General features: G+C 62.0%; 16 protein-coding genes. 6 read left to right on the top strand and 10 right to left on the bottom strand.

Annotated features, from left to right (window positions below; all coding sequences use genetic code 11):
* Positions 1–566: 566 nt before the first annotated feature.
* Complete coding sequence (locus ACX80P_RS15875) at positions 567–1,274, bottom strand: TIGR01906 family membrane protein (RefSeq protein WP_104119133.1); 708 nt, start codon at positions 1,272–1,274, stop codon at positions 567–569.
* A 614-nt stretch (positions 1,275–1,888) separates the two neighbouring features.
* Here ACX80P_RS15875 and ACX80P_RS15870 point away from each other — a divergent pair.
* A complete protein-coding gene (locus ACX80P_RS15870) occupies positions 1,889–2,257 on the top strand; it encodes a hypothetical protein (protein WP_104119112.1) in 369 nt (122 codons plus the stop codon).
* A 45-nt stretch (positions 2,258–2,302) separates the two neighbouring features.
* Here ACX80P_RS15870 and ACX80P_RS15865 read toward each other — a convergent pair whose 3' ends face one another.
* Together ACX80P_RS15865 and ACX80P_RS15860 are read right to left on the bottom strand one after the other, a co-directional pair.
* Entirely contained in the window at positions 2,303–2,608 is a 306-nt protein-coding gene (locus tag ACX80P_RS15865; protein WP_459279080.1) for a metal-sensing transcriptional repressor, read from the bottom strand.
* Positions 2,580–2,918: a hypothetical protein gene (locus ACX80P_RS15860; RefSeq protein WP_459279079.1), complete on the bottom strand. Its 339-nt coding sequence runs from the start codon at positions 2,916–2,918 to the stop codon at positions 2,580–2,582. The genes ACX80P_RS15865 and ACX80P_RS15860 overlap by 29 nt, the downstream gene beginning before the upstream one ends.
* A gap of 592 nt (positions 2,919–3,510) precedes the next feature.
* Between ACX80P_RS15860 and ACX80P_RS15855 the strand changes: the two genes are divergently transcribed.
* A complete protein-coding gene (locus tag ACX80P_RS15855) occupies positions 3,511–3,900 on the top strand; it encodes a DUF6221 family protein (protein ID WP_459279077.1) in 390 nt (129 codons plus the stop codon).
* Between the two features lie 288 nt (positions 3,901–4,188).
* Here ACX80P_RS15855 and ACX80P_RS15850 read toward each other — a convergent pair whose 3' ends face one another.
* On the bottom strand, positions 4,189–4,374 hold the full coding sequence (locus ACX80P_RS15850; RefSeq protein WP_459269479.1) for a DUF6993 domain-containing protein: 186 nt from the start codon (positions 4,372–4,374) through the stop codon (positions 4,189–4,191).
* A gap of 730 nt (positions 4,375–5,104) precedes the next feature.
* On the opposite strand from ACX80P_RS15850, the gene ACX80P_RS15845 reads away from it, so the two are divergent.
* On the top strand, positions 5,105–6,082 hold the full coding sequence (locus tag ACX80P_RS15845) for a cytochrome c oxidase assembly protein (RefSeq protein ID WP_459279075.1): 978 nt from the start codon (positions 5,105–5,107) through the stop codon (positions 6,080–6,082).
* 90 nt (positions 6,083–6,172) lie between these two features.
* On the opposite strand, the gene ACX80P_RS15840 is transcribed toward ACX80P_RS15845, so the two are convergent.
* From ACX80P_RS15840 to ACX80P_RS15825, 4 genes are all read right to left on the bottom strand, one after another.
* A complete protein-coding gene (locus ACX80P_RS15840) occupies positions 6,173–6,922 on the bottom strand; it encodes a DsbA family protein (protein ID WP_459279074.1) in 750 nt (249 codons plus the stop codon).
* A 317-nt stretch (positions 6,923–7,239) separates the two neighbouring features.
* Complete coding sequence (locus tag ACX80P_RS15835; protein WP_459279073.1) at positions 7,240–7,695, bottom strand: class F sortase; 456 nt, start codon at positions 7,693–7,695, stop codon at positions 7,240–7,242.
* 282 nt (positions 7,696–7,977) lie between these two features.
* A complete protein-coding gene (locus ACX80P_RS15830; protein WP_104119118.1) occupies positions 7,978–8,751 on the bottom strand; it encodes a CHRD domain-containing protein in 774 nt (257 codons plus the stop codon).
* Between the two features lie 68 nt (positions 8,752–8,819).
* Positions 8,820–9,611, bottom strand: coding sequence for a sigma-70 family RNA polymerase sigma factor (locus ACX80P_RS15825; protein ID WP_459279071.1), 792 nt, complete (start codon positions 9,609–9,611; stop codon positions 8,820–8,822).
* Between the two features lie 427 nt (positions 9,612–10,038).
* Here ACX80P_RS15825 and ACX80P_RS15820 point away from each other — a divergent pair, with 427 nt between their 5' ends.
* From ACX80P_RS15820 to ACX80P_RS15810, 3 genes are all read left to right on the top strand, one after another.
* Positions 10,039–10,743 carry a hypothetical protein gene (locus ACX80P_RS15820; protein ID WP_459279070.1) on the top strand — a complete coding sequence of 235 codons (705 nt, stop codon included), beginning with the start codon at positions 10,039–10,041 and terminating at the stop codon, positions 10,741–10,743.
* Between the two features lie 177 nt (positions 10,744–10,920).
* Positions 10,921–12,201, top strand: coding sequence for an Nramp family divalent metal transporter (locus ACX80P_RS15815; RefSeq protein WP_459279069.1), 1,281 nt, complete (start codon positions 10,921–10,923; stop codon positions 12,199–12,201).
* 303 nt (positions 12,202–12,504) lie between these two features.
* Positions 12,505–13,209: a metal-dependent transcriptional regulator gene (locus ACX80P_RS15810; protein WP_459279068.1), complete on the top strand. Its 705-nt coding sequence runs from the start codon at positions 12,505–12,507 to the stop codon at positions 13,207–13,209.
* Positions 13,210–13,235: 26 nt separating this feature from the next.
* On the opposite strand, the gene ACX80P_RS15805 is transcribed toward ACX80P_RS15810, so the two are convergent.
* Together ACX80P_RS15805 and ACX80P_RS15800 are read right to left on the bottom strand one after the other, a co-directional pair.
* On the bottom strand, positions 13,236–14,108 hold the full coding sequence (locus ACX80P_RS15805; RefSeq protein WP_258059169.1) for a cation diffusion facilitator family transporter: 873 nt from the start codon (positions 14,106–14,108) through the stop codon (positions 13,236–13,238).
* A 116-nt stretch (positions 14,109–14,224) separates the two neighbouring features.
* A complete protein-coding gene (locus ACX80P_RS15800; protein ID WP_459279067.1) occupies positions 14,225–14,641 on the bottom strand; it encodes an ArsR/SmtB family transcription factor in 417 nt (138 codons plus the stop codon).
* Positions 14,642–14,653 lie beyond the last annotated feature (12 nt).

The following is a 14,653-nucleotide window of genomic DNA, read 5'->3' as shown; positions in this document are numbered from 1 at the left end:
CGCCGCCCCCCCCCCCAGCGTCGGGCCGTCATTGCAGGGTTCCTGCTCCGGGGGTTCTTGCTCCGTAGTATTAGGGCATGGAATACGTCGCTGTTCTGCTGCCGTCGGCAGCCGTTGGTACCATTTTCTATCTTGTGATGCGGGCACTTTTTCAGGCAGACCGGGCAGAGCGTGAAGCCGAAGCTACTGCTCGGACGGACGCCGAAGCTTTGGATGCTCCAGACGTATCAAGTCCGCACTAAGGATTTGACTCACGCGATCATCGTAAATGGCGGTTCCGGGTTCCTACCCCCGCTACCTGAAGAAAACGACCATCGCCCCGTGGCGCCTACATGACCACTGGCATTTCCCACCGTGCGTAAGTGCCCATTGGGCTGCACCGTGTCTGTGTCAACAGGGGTACAGTAACTATCCAGTGCGCCCAAAATGTTGTGTTACCAGACGCTCAGGCGCCCCTTAACTCGTGGGTCTACAGGGCTGAATATCGATTCGAATAGCATTTTCAGTCCCCACGCATACCCACTGACTACATGAGAAGCGCGCAAGGGCTCGGCCTAGTTAGTGGTTCATTTTGTATGCGCTACCGGGCGCCCTTCAGTTTCGCCCTGGCGACGGGACGCGACAGGCCAGCCGAGAGCGACGGTGAGAGTAGTGACGAGTAGCACGATGCCTGCGACCGAAATAGCCGCGTCGGTCCAGAACTGCTCGGGGAAAAGCCTGATCAACGTGTCATCCAGACGAAAGGTCCACGTTCCGGCAGCGAAGAACAAGGCATGGACTTGCGTGAAAAAAGCTTCCCAACCCAGGATCGCGGAGATAGTCAAGGCCACGATAAGAACTAACGTGAGCACCGCTCCAGAGAACAGGGCACTGCGGACCGCTCCTTTTGAACATCTCGCCAAGTACACACATGCCGCGATGCTGACCATGAACATGATAAGGCCGATCAGGAAGGAGGCCGAGAGAACGCCCTTGACGTCCGTCATGTGTCCCACTTCCCGTGCAAGGAAAAGCTTGTCTCCCTCGGCGTTCACAAGTCCGCCCAGGTATTCGGCAGGTGCGAAGTTCAGAACATAATTCAGCGTGTAGGAGCCATAAACCATGCGCTCCTCGGTCGAGAAGCCATAACTGTCTGCGGGGAAACCGGGGCGGTGGTATTCGATCCAAAGAAATAACGAAGACGTCACAGCCCGGACCGCACCAGCTGCAACGATCACGGGGAAAAACAAGGCCACAAGGACTTGAAGGGGTCGTTCGAGCACCAGCCTCGGCATCACTACCGGCCCGCGTAGGGAAACTCGTAGGGCACCGGAGGGTTGTGGACCTGCGACGGAACCTCGGGGATGGCAAGCAGCTTTCCCGTTGTGGGTTGCATCGTAATCTCCAATCCAAAGTGTTGCCACTGAATACCGGGACGGGGCACGGTCGAGAATGATCGCCGGGCACAGCGGCCGGCAAAGCTGTCGGTCCTGCGGGTCGTTTCGGGTCCGGCCACTAGGCTCGTCTTGAGTGCGCTGCGTCTGCACAAAAGAGGCCTTGACTGCTTCCTCCAAGGCTACAGGTCAGAGAGCGGCCTGATGCTGCAGGACTAGGCTCGACTAGGACGGGCAGCGCTAGATGGTGTGCTGAGGGTCTGCCTGATGCAGGAAGGGAGTGCTAGGTCCACCATGAAAGAACGTTCTACTACCCCGGTGCTCAATGACCTGTTGTAAGCAGGCCTTTGTCACGTGGGCATTTTAGATATCTGATGCGCCGATGCTCGTGCAGTCAGATGCGCATGGCTCTCCGCAGGAGCGCTTTCTTGACTTCGCCACAACGCTGGCAGGGCCACGGTGTCTACTACACTGTGTAGAAGAAACTCTCAGCCCCCCTCTGCTCAAGGAGCGGCATGCCTCGCATCACCATCGGACTCGGCGGCGTCCTCATCGTCCTCGGCCTCATCTCGTACATCGCGACTGCATTCGTCAGCTGGACGGCGTTGATTCCGGCCATCCTGGGAGCCGTTATCCTGGTCTCCGGCATAGTCGGACTGAAGAATCTGAAGCTTGGCGTCCACATCGCTTTGGTCGTGGCAGTGCTTGGAATCCTCGGTACCACGATGAACGTCATGCAGCTGGGCGCACTCCTCGCCGGCGAGGCGGAGCGGCCTGCAGCTGTGATTACGAGCACGATCACCTTCGTCCTGCTGATCGTTTACGTAGTGCTCGGAATCCGCTCCTTCATGGTTGCCCGCCGCTGGAAAGCCTCAGAGGCCTAATCTTCGGGATCCGCCGCTCTCCCGAGCAGCGCGCACGTAGCGTCCTCACACGGTTTCCCCGAGCTCCGGCCAGACAGGGAGTAAGGACAAAGCAGACGATGTGCTGCTTGAGATCACCAGCGATGAGAGCGGATTCTGCCTGATCGAGGGCCTGGATACTGCAGCGAACTGAGTGATGACGTCCTTGCAGTCGTCGCCTTCCTTGAGCCTGCGGGTGACCGCGGTGAGCTGGCTTTGAGCACTTCTGAGTTGGTTGGTTGCGGGGGACCGTTCAGTCGGATCGACTTGGTCCGACGGGCGGTTGCTCTTCTCCCTCCCGGGCTCAGCGGTTGTTTGGGCCGTGTTTACCACCGGGCACGGGAGGATCAGTAGCGTCTGCGCCGTGCAGGGGATCCGGCCTCTCACCGGACTCAGCGGGCAGACTTTCGCTTGTCGATTGCATTTCGCGCTGCGTCCGGGTCTGCTGCACCTCGGCCGCGTACCGGACCCGCCGGATGCGCCTGGTCATGTCTCGAATCAGGAGAATTACCAGCACGACGATGAAAAGAGTCGACAGGAAGCCGAGCGTGCCGGGGGTCACCGACGCCGGGTCCAGACCCGGTTTCAATGTCGGGTCACCCGACGGTGTCGTCGCTGCGGCCAGGCTGAGGGTAGGAAACACACACACCACTTTCGAAGCTTTCCAGCGGATCAGGGGCTGTCCGCCAGCCGCAATTCTACGCGGGATAGAAATCTGTGCGGTGGCGCGAGACCCACTTGGCTTAGTCAAGCAGCGCCAACCTTAAGTGCTGTTGCGGAACGACCAGTGCCGGTGTCTCGGTGGCCGCAGGCCGGGTTGAAGGAGCCAACCAGCGCTGGCAATCTGTTCGAGGAAAAGCGCAGGCCTGAGGACATCGAACGGCTTGTCGTGGTTAGCCGAGCTCCGGAGTAGAAGCCGGAAGGGCCGGCACAGCGCGAGCAGAGGTTGGTGATGTTGACCGGTTGCGCTGTCGTGGCCAATTCTCCTTATACCCGGCGATCGTCGTTCAGATCGGAAACTCGAGGCAGGTCTATTTATTGGGAAGTTTGATCATAGGTTCGAAGGAATGTTGCGGGTAATTCACCTGCGTGCGGGTGGAGCGCGGCAGGAGCGGGCTCAAAGTTGTCCGCCAGTGGGCGAGCTTTCACCATCCCAACGCAACGATGCGACGACAGGTGTAGCGGCTTGTCTTCATTCCCTGCGTAGTCCCAGCATCCACCCGTAGGCTCGGCGGATGGACGAGTTGGCTGCCTTCGTCCTCGCCCGCGTGGGTGAGGATTACGACCTCGCCTATCAGGCACTGCACGATCCCGGTGTCGGTGGCATCCTCGGAGCCCACGTCAAAACCCGGCACGTGGCTGACGTCGATCGGCCACTGGACGTGGCTGGGCATGAACTGCTGATGGACCCGCTAGCGTGCCATATTGTGAACCACAACCCGCAGAAGGTCATTGCGGACTGCGTCGCGAAGCAGCGTCTGGTTGCCCACGTGCAAAGCATCCACCGGAACCACCAAGAGGCAGGGGAAGACGCGGGGGAGCAGGACTGCACGCGCAAAATCCTCGAGTTGATGGCTCTCTCGTGGAAGCACCACTCGGAGTACCAAACGCACTGGATGAGCTGAGCGAACGGTCAGGATCGCTAAGACTGAGCAGCGAATACCTGCGGGCGGCAGGCATCTGCCGCCTAGAAACACGGCTCGACCGGCTTTTACTCCACCGTCTTAAGCGCTCAAGGCGGTGGGGTAAGAATGACGAGAGGTATTGGAGACTCTGGGGGTCAGCAACCACGGCATCAGTCCTTGAATTGCCTGCTAGGGCAACGACCATCCATTTCCTCCGGTCGCTAAGCAGTTAACCGATTTAGGCTGACAAGCAGGAACTTCCTCTAGCATCCTCGCAAGGAGTCCGTTTCAGCGCTTATCTCCAATGAAGCAGCGCTTGGACACGAGAACCGGTAGCGCCACCGTCGAAACGGCCTTTCCACGTAGTTCACCAAAGATGCAGCGTTTACCAATTAGTGCCGCACCTTGAACAGCGTCCACATCGAGTCCCGTTGGAGTGCGATCGATCGACACCTCTACCGTTTTCGGTGTGATCCGGCGCTTGCAGATCCTTGCTTGATGGCATCGCGGACCTGATCACGCTTCCGTGCAGTCTTACCATCCGCAAGTGCCTGCAACTTCCAGTTAACGGCATCCGCAATTATGGCGGCTTCGTCATCCGAAAGTTCCATAGAAATGGGGGCGTGGGGTCGGCCGCTGTCGCCCCGATTCGCCCCGGCAGCTCCCGGAGCACCGAATGTTCCCGCCAGCGGTGTCGGCGCGGCTCTTGTGGCTTCGGCCTACTCCCAGATCGGCTCCATTCAGGACTGCATTGTCGTCGCCGCCCCGGTGACCTCGTGATTCGTCCTGGTCGCGTCGCGATCTATGTCGGTGGCGGCAAGTTCATCAGCGGTGGCATGAATGGTGCGAACCTCATGATGGAGCACCCCCTGTCCGACCTTGCCGGATCGACCTTCGTGCGTGGCGCCGGCTAACTTCACCCCTTGGGGAAGTGGTTGCCCTCAAGCTGAGATAGCGCTGAGCATGCTGGACGAGGGGGCTTACCGCTATTTCATTGCCCGCTCGTCTTTGTACTGCCCTCTCGTCGCTCCCTGATAGGATATCGGTCCGTGTTGGAGGTCCGGCACGGACTGCTGGCATGGCTCATTAGGTGCCTGCTTCCATTTTTTCGGGGCTGCAGGGGACACCGAGTGCCGCATGTGACCCCTGAGTGTAGATAAGCGGGACTGTGGCGAGATCATGAAGTTGGGATGGTTGTACATCAGTGAATGATCCGTGGGTCAGTGGACCCGTCTGGATACCGGAGGCCCCGCCCTCGTGGGCGACCTACCTGGCGCCGACCCTGCAACCAATTCCGCTGATTCCCGCGATCGCTCTGGTACTGGGTGTGCTGTACCTGGCAGGCGCGATCCGCCTGTGGTCGATGGGCCGTTCCTGGCCTCTCTGGCGGACGGCGATCTTCCTGGCGGGCTGCATCATCATCATGATCACGATGGGCGCAGGAGTTGAGGGCTACGGGCTTCGCATGTTCTCCGTCTTCATGTTCCAGCAGCTGACCCTCATGATGGCCGTTCCCCCGCTTCTGGTCCTGGGCCGCCCCGGTACCCTGTTGCTGCGTGCAACGCCACACCGTGGACTCGGGCGATCTGTCCTCCGGCTCGCCCACGCAGGCTTGCGCTCGAGATCCGCCCGGATCGCCCTCCACCCGGCATTCATGATCCCGGTGTTCCTCGTCAGCTTCTATGGTGTCTATTTGAGCGGTATCGCCGACGCAATGTTGCCCTCCTGGTACGGGCACATCACCCTGGAACTGCTGTTCCTGATTTCCGGGGTGCTCTTCACCGTCCCCGTGTTATCCACGGACCCGCTGCCGGTGAAGCAGTCCCACTTCGGCCGGTTCCTCGACATCTTCGCCGAAATGCCGCTGCACGCGTTCTTCGGCGTCGTCCTGATGATGGCGACCACCCCTGTCGTCGACTTTTTCGGCACGTTACCCCCGGGGTGGGATGTCGATCCGATGACCGACCAGGGCATCGCCGGCGGCCTAGCCTGGTCCTACGGGGAGCTGCCGTCGGTGCTGATGCTGTTGATCATCATGGTGCGCTGGCAACGCGACGAAACGGTGGCCTCACGGGCCACTGACCGGAAGCACAATCGGGAGGGAACTCCGGAGCTCGATGCGTATAACGCTTACCTTGAGCAGCTCAGGCAACGCTCCGAGCGTCAGGATCGGCGACGATAACAGACGTCGACCTGCTGGCAGTGCGGCCGGCGCAGTACCCCTCGCCATTTAGGTCGTTCGCAAGGTGATTTCACGTAGAACCTGGGAGTGTCAGCTTGCGACGAGTCGAACAGCTTCGCGGAAGTCATTCAGTGATGTCAAAGTATTCTGGTTCTGGTCATCGAGAAGGATCAGTGCGGGGGCTCGGGTCACGCCGACGCGTGCCGCTTCGAGCCTGTCGGCCTCGATGAGTGATTGCACGTCGGAGCTTCGCATGTCGGCTTCGAATCGTGTGCTGTTAAGTCCAAGCTCACGGGCAACGGCCAGATAGGTGTCCGTGGTGACGCGGGTGTGCATGCGGGGGAGTTCCTGGGCGTCCGGGCCCAGCGTGATGGCTTCCAGGAAGGGAAGGAAGCAGCCCTGACGGTCGGCTGCTTCCAGGGCTGTGGCACCCAGGTACGCCTGGTCGTTCGTGGGCAGGTGGCGTGCGACGAAGGTGACGCGTCGGGAGTAGTCCGTGCGGAGGTTGGAGAGAAACTCCTGCACGGAGATCGTGCCGGGCGTGTACAGGTCGATGAATTGCACCAGGACCGCGCGCTCGTGGGAAGCACGCGATACCAGTCGGTCGCTGGCGACGATCGCATGTCGCAGGACATTCTGTTGTCTGGCTCGTTCACTCGTGCTCGGACCCGACGCTGCCCGGGGGGCGGGGGCGTTCCCTGCAGTGGGCGACGGCTCGGGAGCCCGATCGGTCTCGTCACGATCGTTCGACAGGTAGCCCTTGAAACCGATGAAAAAGGCAATGAAACCCAGCACCACGATGATGGCCAGGGGGATCATTGCTGCAAACCAGGGGTTCATGAAAAGGTGCCGATCCTGTCACGTCCGACGGTTTGGAACGGGTGTACCTGTTCGCCGACGCCGGACGGGTCGTCTATCGGAGCGTCCCGCCCCGAGATGGTGCCATCCCGGCACATCAAATACATCGTACCGTGGACTATTTCGCTCGGATGGTTGTGTCGGTTGCAGGAGCGCCTCGAGCCAAGCACACCGGCCCTGCCTGGCTCGGCGCGATAACGGGCAGGGCAAGCGCGGTGGGCGCAGCGCACAGTAGGGACAGGCACGGGAGGGATGGGCGGTGTTGTACGGCGTCGAGCGCCTGCTTGGCGCCGAGGATGTCAGACGCGTTTGGCGTAGACCACGTAGTTGTCGTCGAAGAGTCCGGTGGCAGGGTCGTATCCGTCGCAGGTGATCAGCCGCAGCTCGGAGCCTTTGGTGTTCCCGTAGACCTTCAGGGTGGGGAAGTTGTCTTTGGGGTACTGTTCGCCGCGGTCGACGGCGAAGCGTGCTGTCGTGCCGTCTTCTCGGGTGATTTCGATGATGTCACCGGGTTTGAGGGCGCGCAGATTGGCGAACACTCCGGGGCCGGCGTCGGTGGCATTGACGTGTCCGAGCAGGACGGCCGGTCCGCGTTCTCCTGGGGTGGGGGACTGGTTGTACCAGCTCGCTGGTGCGCCTGGTCCGTCTGGTGGGACCTCGAGCGAACCGTTCTCGCGCAGGCCAAGGTGAAGGAGGTCAGATCCAGCACCGATGGCAGGGATCGAGAAGGATGTGGGATTGGACGCTGGTAGCACCGGCGGTTCCGCCGGCGCGGCGGCGGTGGGTGCGGCTTCAGACGGTGTGGCCGCTGCAGACGGGGCGGCACTGGGCGCCGCCGACGGGGTGGACGCAGCAGTGGATGGACTTGCCGTGGCTGTGAGCGGCGCGGCGGGAGTTCCTTCGGAGGCGGTGTTGGTTCCGCATCCGGTCAGAATTAAAGCGGCGACCGCCGTGGAAACCAGAAGGTTTCTACGGCGGTCGCTGGGTGAACTAATCATGATGTGGATGTTGTCCGATCAGTTCGTTGTGCTTGGAGGTTATGCCTGGTCGGCTACGCGGCGGCGAACGACGTAGGTTCCGCCGGCTGCGACGGCGAGGACGAGGCCGCCACCGAGGGCGAGCATGCCCACGTTGCTGCCGGTGTCCTGTGCGACGCCGGTGTCAGCGCCACCGGAAGGCATTTCGCCCATCTGGGCTGCGAGGTTTCCACAGAGGGCCGGCGAGGTGGCGCCGAGGGGGAGCTTGGGGTCGAGGTCGCTGGGGGAGTTGAAGACTTCCTCGGAGACACCGGCGGTTGCGGGGTCAAGGCCGTGGACGACGACGACGGCGGTGCCGGCTTCAAGGGCGTCCTGGGTGCCCTGGTTGATTTCGAAGCTGCGCTGGATGGTGTAGCTTCCACCCTGGCCGCCAAGCGCGAGGTTGAGGCCTTCCTCAGGTCCGGTGGCACCGCTGGTGGTCAGCGTCGACTGGATTCCACCGTACTTGCCGGCACCTTCGGTGACGCTCACGATGCCGTCGCCGTTGGCGTCGTCAGCGGAGGTCGGGCAGGTACCCAGGGCGAGGCCGTGGATGTGCTGGACGTGCGGGTAGGGGCCGTCCATGAAGGTCTCGGCGAGACCGTTGACCTGGAGGTTAACGGTGGCGGTGGTGCCCTGCACATCAACGGTGACGGTTCCGGTGCCCGTGGTGCCATTGAGCTGGCCCAGCGTCGATGAGTAGGACGCATCGGCGGCCATGGCGGGGGCCCCTGCCATGGCAACGACGCCAAGGGCGAGGGTCGGGACTGCAAGAAGCCGCATTTTCTTGTTCATGAGGTAGATCCTTCGCTGTGCGGTGAGCGCGTACCCTGGCGGGCACGTCTAGTTGTGATTCGACCCACTTAGGGATTCGGATTGCTACGCGGGGTGATTATTTTTTTCCGGCCCGCGCGGCCGTGCGGTTGGGGCGCATGGATGGATGGAGAAGTGAGGTTAGGAGGTGCAGCGGGGAGACCCGAGAGAGAGGGAATTCTGCGCAAGATAATCAGGGCGTCCCTGATCCGGCTTTTCACCGTGGCCAGGGGGATGCCGAGCTGGGCCGCGACCTGTCCGTAGGTGAGCCCCTCATAGAACGCCAGGGTGATGGCATGGGCTTGTGCGGGGGAGAGGTGCTGCAGTGATGCTCCGACCCGCTGCTGCTCGACTAGGTCCAGGGCTGTCTCGGAGGTGTGGTCGTAGTCCCTGGTGTACATGCGGGTGAGGTAGTCCATTTCATGCCTTTTCGCCCGGTCTTCGGACCGGGCGCGGTCCGTTGCACGACGTAAGGCAATCATCGTGACCCACGTGTCCGGATTTCCCAGGGCACCATCGAAGGTGTGTGCCTTCTGCCAGATTTCGAGGAAGACGTCCTGGGTGATTTCGCGGCCGACCTGCTCATTGAGCACCATCCGGGTGCACAGGGTGTCCACCCGGGGACCCATCAGGGTTAGGAGGTCGGCGAAGGCCACTTCGTCGTGCTCCGCAACCTTGATGAGCAGATCGCCCATTCGTCGGCGAAGCGAGGACGGCGCCACGTCACTGGCGTCACGGGCATCGCTGTCGCTCGAGCTGATGGCCTGCCTCCTGTTGCGGGTACGTTCTTTCAGTTTCCTCGAAGGGTCACGCACGGCCCGACCGCCCGTTTGGTTGAGCATAGGCCTGTGCGTGGCAAGTTCTGTCCGTCTTTTGCAGCTCGAGGGTTTAAGGAGTAGGGGGGAGGACCATTGTCACGAGGATCGGCCGGTTGACACAGCCAGCCGGTGCCGTGATTCACAGCCCCGACCTAGAAAGAGGCTGTATTGTCAGCATCATCCTCATGTGCGAGTGATGTGGGTTGCGTGCAAACACACAATCCATAGCGCCGGACGACGGTGCGCGGCTTCCTCCGCTACCGACGTCCGGCGCTTTTTCTGCCTCACCACTCCGCGCAGTCGCGGACTCATTCGTGATCCTTCAAGAGGGTTGACCAGGGTGACAGTCATGAGCAAGACCAAGCCTTCAGGCAGAGTGCTTCGAATCACACGAGAAAGTACCCATGGCAGCTCCATGGGCCCCGGCTACCCTCAAGGCGTGTGACGCATCATGGAAGCACAGCACACTTCCTTGCGCTGGTTCGTTGCAGGGCTCGTTCTGGCCGGAGGACTCACCGGGTGCGGTGCGGTGGAACAGAATCCCCTGAACGTCAATAGTGGTCAGTCAGAAGATCAGCGGGCCGCTGATGCTTCAGGCGCGGAAGGCACACCAGGCAATACTGCAGGGGAGTCCGCGGCATCCTTCATTAGCGAGGATCTCGACGACGATCCGCTGAACATTGGGGTCGACGGCGCCACATTGTGCGGTGTGCAACCAAAGGACAGCTTCCTCCAGTACACGATCATGTTGCACAATCCCACGCTTGAGACCTTCACCTTTGACGACATAAGCCTCGGCGATGCTCAGGGGCTAACGCAGGTCAGCGCCATGATTGCCCCGGCCAACCGCGAGGGTCATGGAAATCACGGTGCGCCCGCTGCCGGACCAAGCGAGCACGCGCCAGCAGCCCATGGCGCCCCGGCCCCTACGCCCACCGCCTCCGAACCAAGTACGTTCACGGTCGAACCAGTACCGGCCGTCGGGTACCAATTCGAACCGGACAAGCACATCAACATTGTGGTGTCCGTGGCGCTTGAAGATAATGCACAGCGTGGCACAGCCGACGACGTCATCGTCGAATTCTCATCACCAGGCCGAGACTTCTCCGTGCCCCATGACCTGAACATCACAATCGACAGGACCACCTGCTCCTGACCCAGGGGTCCATCCTCTCCAGGAGAACATCTTGCCTGGCGGGCCAGTGGTGCGATTTGTGGAACCGACAAGAACTCCCTGATCGAACGGAAGCAAGGAACGACGAGTACCGGTAAGGAAAAAGTTTTCCCGCGCCAAACCCTTTTTAGGCACGGCTAAAACTGCTAGCGTCGGGTCATGTTCCGGCAACGTTCCACACCGATCCCCTCCGGGGAGTCCCTCGAGGCCGGTCCTTTCCCAGAGGCACCCCTCAATGGAGGCAGGACGATATGGCTGCTGGGGCCCGCCCTGGTGGCCGGTGTCGCCTACCTCGATCCAGGAAACGTCGCGAGCAACATGACCGCCGGGGCGATCTACGGGTTCCTGCTGGTCTGGGTGGTCATCCTCGGTAACGTCATGGCCTGGCTCGTGCAGTACCTCTCCGCGAAGCTCGGCATCGTCACCGGCAAGAGCCTCCCGGAGATACTGGGGGAGCGGATCGGCTCACGCTGGGCGCGACGCGGGTTCTGGTTGCAGGCCGAGCTGGTCGCCATGGCGACGGACATCGCCGAGATCCTCGGCGGAGCGATCGCCCTGAACATCCTGTTCGATCTTCCCCTGGTGGTCGGCGGGCTGATCACCGGGGTGGTGTCCCTCGCGGTCCTGCAGCTCCAGGGCCACGGCAGGCAGCAGGTCTTTGAACGGCTCATCATCTCGATGATGTTCATCGTCGCGATCGGCTTCTCGGCGGGAGTGTTCCTCAGCCCACCGGAACCGACCGACGTCGCAACTGGTCTCCTGCCGGCCTTTGACGGCAGCCAGTCCGTCCTCCTGGCCGCGTCGATCCTCGGTGCCACGATCATGCCGCATGCGATCTACGCACATTCAGCGTTGGCACGCGACCGTTTTCCACGGCGCCCCCAGTCGGCGGTGCCACGGTTGCTGAGCGCTACCCGCTGGGATGTCACCATCGCCTTGACCATTGCGGGCGCGGTCAACCTCGCCATCCTGCTCCTGGCTGCCACGTCCCTGCAGGGCCGCGACGACACGGGCACGCTGGAGGGCGCCCATGGAGCGATCGCCGAGGTCCTCGGACCTGTCATCGCTACGCTTTTTGCGATCGGGTTGCTCGCGTCGGGTTTGGCCTCGAGCTCCGTCGGCGCATATGCGGGAGCCGAGATCATGCACGGGCTGCTGCGGGTGAGGATTCCCCTGACCACCCGGCGCATCATTACCCTCATTCCAGCTCTGCTGATCCTTGCCTTCGGGGTCGACCCGACGCAGGCGCTGATCCTCAGTCAGGTAGTGCTCTCGTTCGGCATTTCCTTCGCCCTGATTCCCCTGGTCTACCTCGGTACGCGCACCGAGGTGATGGGAGATCACCAGAACAGGTGGTGGACGACCCTGGTCGGCGCCGTGGTCGCAGCCCTGCTGGTGACACTGAATCTGACACTGCTCTACCTGGTCTTCACCGGGTAGCGGATAACCCCGCCGCGAGATTGGCACCACAGAGATCGGCACCACATTGTGAAACCCGGGGCGTTCCGCCGCCCGGGCAGCCTCCGGCCTGGACCGGTCCTGATGCAGTGTGGCTGGCGCCCCTGATGGGTGGGAGCTCGGATCGCACGTCGACGATCGGACCGCTGAAGCAGGCCGGATGCGCCCCCTGTAGCCTGTTGGGTGCGGCGGCAGGCTCTCATCTGCAGCCAAGATCGGCCAACAGCAGTCCACTGACAGTCCGCCCAAGCCCCCGACAGCTCATGACATGGAACCTGTTTACTAATGACGACACAGCGCCAAGGAACCCTGCCTAACGCGGCGGTCGAGGATTACCTCAAGACCATTTATCAGCACACGGAGTGGCAGGACGAGCCCATCACTCCTTCAGTGTTGGCATCGAAGCTGGCGGTCGCTCCGGCGTCGGTGACCGGCATGGTGAAAAAGCTTGCTGCTCTTGGGCTCGTTGACCACGTTCCGTATGGGCCCTTGAACCTCACGGAGGAGGGGACCGCCCGCGCGATTGCTGTGGTGCGGCGGCATCGGCTTATCGAGACCTGGCTTGTCCGGGATCTCGGTTACTCCTGGGACGAGGTTCATGATGAAGCCGAACTCCTCGAGCATTCCGTCTCGGACCGCCTCCTCAGCGCGATCGATGAGCGTCTGGGGTATCCCTCCCATGATCCGCATGGTGACCCTATCCCTGACGCGTTCGGTAACGCGCCGGTGTTGGCGTTCGTCCTGCTGGAACATCTTGGACCCGCCCGGGAGGGCACTGTGCTGCGTATCGACGACAGGAAACCGGAATTGCTGCGGCTGTTGGCGGCTAACAATATCCGCCCGGGCAGCACCGTCACCGTGCACGAACGAAGCGAGTATGACCTCACCATTTCGGCCGAACCGTCCGGCACACGTTCTGCGGTGCGCCTGAGCATCCCGGACGCACAGCGGATCTGGGTCCGACAGTCCTCGGGCACGACCGCCCGCTAAACGAGGAATCGCTTCCTGCGGTGTGTCTAGCAGTGGTCGTGGCGGCCTGTGGCTGGCTCAAGTTGCAGGGTGGAGTGCCGTATGTCGAAATGTTCGCTGATGCAGGCGTTGAGCTCCGTCAGAATCCGTTCTGCGCGGCCGCTGGTGAACGCTTCAGAATCGATCTGCACGTGGGCGGTCAGCGCTGGCAGGCCTGAGGTGATTGTCCAGGCGTGCAGGTCATCCACAAGGACGACGCCGGATACTTCTTCCATGTGTCGACGTACCTCGGCGAGATCTGTTTCCTCCGGTGTCGCCTCCAGGAGCACCAGAACTACAGCCTTGAGCAGGCTATAGGCTCGGGGAAGGATCAGGATGCCGATGGTGATGCTTGCCAGGCCATCGGCGCGCGCGAACCCGGTGAGCCCGATGACCAGGGCCGCGACGATGACAGCAATGGATCCGAGCATGTCGCCCAGGACCTCGAGGTACGCGCCGCGGACATTGAGGCTTTCCTTCTGCCCTCCCATGAGCAGCCGCAGGGCGAAGAAGTTCGCGATCAGACCCAGAGCCGCCGCGATGAGCATGATGGGGGCGTCGACTTCCACGGGCGTCAGGAAACGCTTCGTCCCTTCAATCAGCATCAAAACGCCGATGACGCCGACGACGAGGCCGTTGACGAGAGCCGCGAGGACCTCTACCCGCTTCCACCCGAAGGTCCGTCGTTCCGTCGCCGGGCGGGCCGCGAGCCACGTGGCGAAAATAGCAATCGCCAGGCCGAAGGAGTCACTGAGCATGTGTCCGGCGTCAGCCAACAGGGCCAAAGACCCGGACACGACAGCGCCCACCACCTCGATCAGCATGACCGAGAGCGTGATAGCCAGGGCAGCGACGAGCCGGCCCCGATGGGCGCCTCCCACTGTCAGGCCATGCGAGTGCCCATGCCCGCCATTTTTGCCGTCACCCTTGCCGGCGCTTCCGCCAGCACACCGGTCATCATGACCGGCATGTCCGGAGTGACCATCATGCCCGGCACTCATGCCGACACCACAGGCCCCGGAAGAGCGGTTTCTCCTGCGGGGCGGCGCCCTATGGACGCGGTGTCCGTAACGGGCACCAATGGGTCGTCGTGGTGTCCCTGGTGGTGCGCGTCTTGTGCGCCCGGGGTGACGAGGCGTTCGCCGGCGTGCAGAAGATCATCGAGGCCGGGATGGGCCAGCCGGTACAGGGTCGCTCGTCCATCGGGGGTCGCCGCAACCAGCCCCGCGTCCTTGAGCAGCGCCAGATGCGCCGACACAGTCGATTGCGCCAGACCGAGGTGCGCCGACAGCTCACCGACCCGGTGCGGCCCATCAGCGAGGCAATGAATCAGCGTCAACCGGGAAGGCTCCGACAGGGCACGGAATATACGGGCCACATCCTCGTGCTGGTGCATCTCGTAATTGATCGTCATCTGACGTTTATA

The sequence above is a fragment of the Arthrobacter arabinosi genome (assembly GCF_054511115.1).
Note: the sequence above shows the minus strand (reverse complement) of the source record. Positions and strands in the feature narration are given on the sequence as shown.

Coding starts and splice junctions, on each gene's coding strand:
- ACX80P_RS15875 (WP_104119133.1), bottom strand. CDS start 1,274: ATGCCGAGGCTGGTGCTCGAACGACCCCTTCAAGTCCTTGTGGCCTTG.
- ACX80P_RS15870 (WP_104119112.1), top strand. CDS start 1,889: ATGCCTCGCATCACCATCGGACTCGGCGGCGTCCTCATCGTCCTCGGC.
- ACX80P_RS15855 (WP_459279077.1), top strand. CDS start 3,511: ATGGACGAGTTGGCTGCCTTCGTCCTCGCCCGCGTGGGTGAGGATTAC.
- ACX80P_RS15840 (WP_459279074.1), bottom strand. CDS start 6,922: ATGAACCCCTGGTTTGCAGCAATGATCCCCCTGGCCATCATCGTGGTG.
- ACX80P_RS15830 (WP_104119118.1), bottom strand. CDS start 8,751: ATGAACAAGAAAATGCGGCTTCTTGCAGTCCCGACCCTCGCCCTTGGC.
- ACX80P_RS15825 (WP_459279071.1), bottom strand. CDS start 9,611: ATGCTCAACCAAACGGGCGGTCGGGCCGTGCGTGACCCTTCGAGGAAA.
- ACX80P_RS15820 (WP_459279070.1), top strand. CDS start 10,039: ATGGAAGCACAGCACACTTCCTTGCGCTGGTTCGTTGCAGGGCTCGTT.
- ACX80P_RS15815 (WP_459279069.1), top strand. CDS start 10,921: ATGTTCCGGCAACGTTCCACACCGATCCCCTCCGGGGAGTCCCTCGAG.
- ACX80P_RS15810 (WP_459279068.1), top strand. CDS start 12,505: ATGACGACACAGCGCCAAGGAACCCTGCCTAACGCGGCGGTCGAGGAT.
- ACX80P_RS15800 (WP_459279067.1), bottom strand. CDS start 14,641: ATGACGATCAATTACGAGATGCACCAGCACGAGGATGTGGCCCGTATA.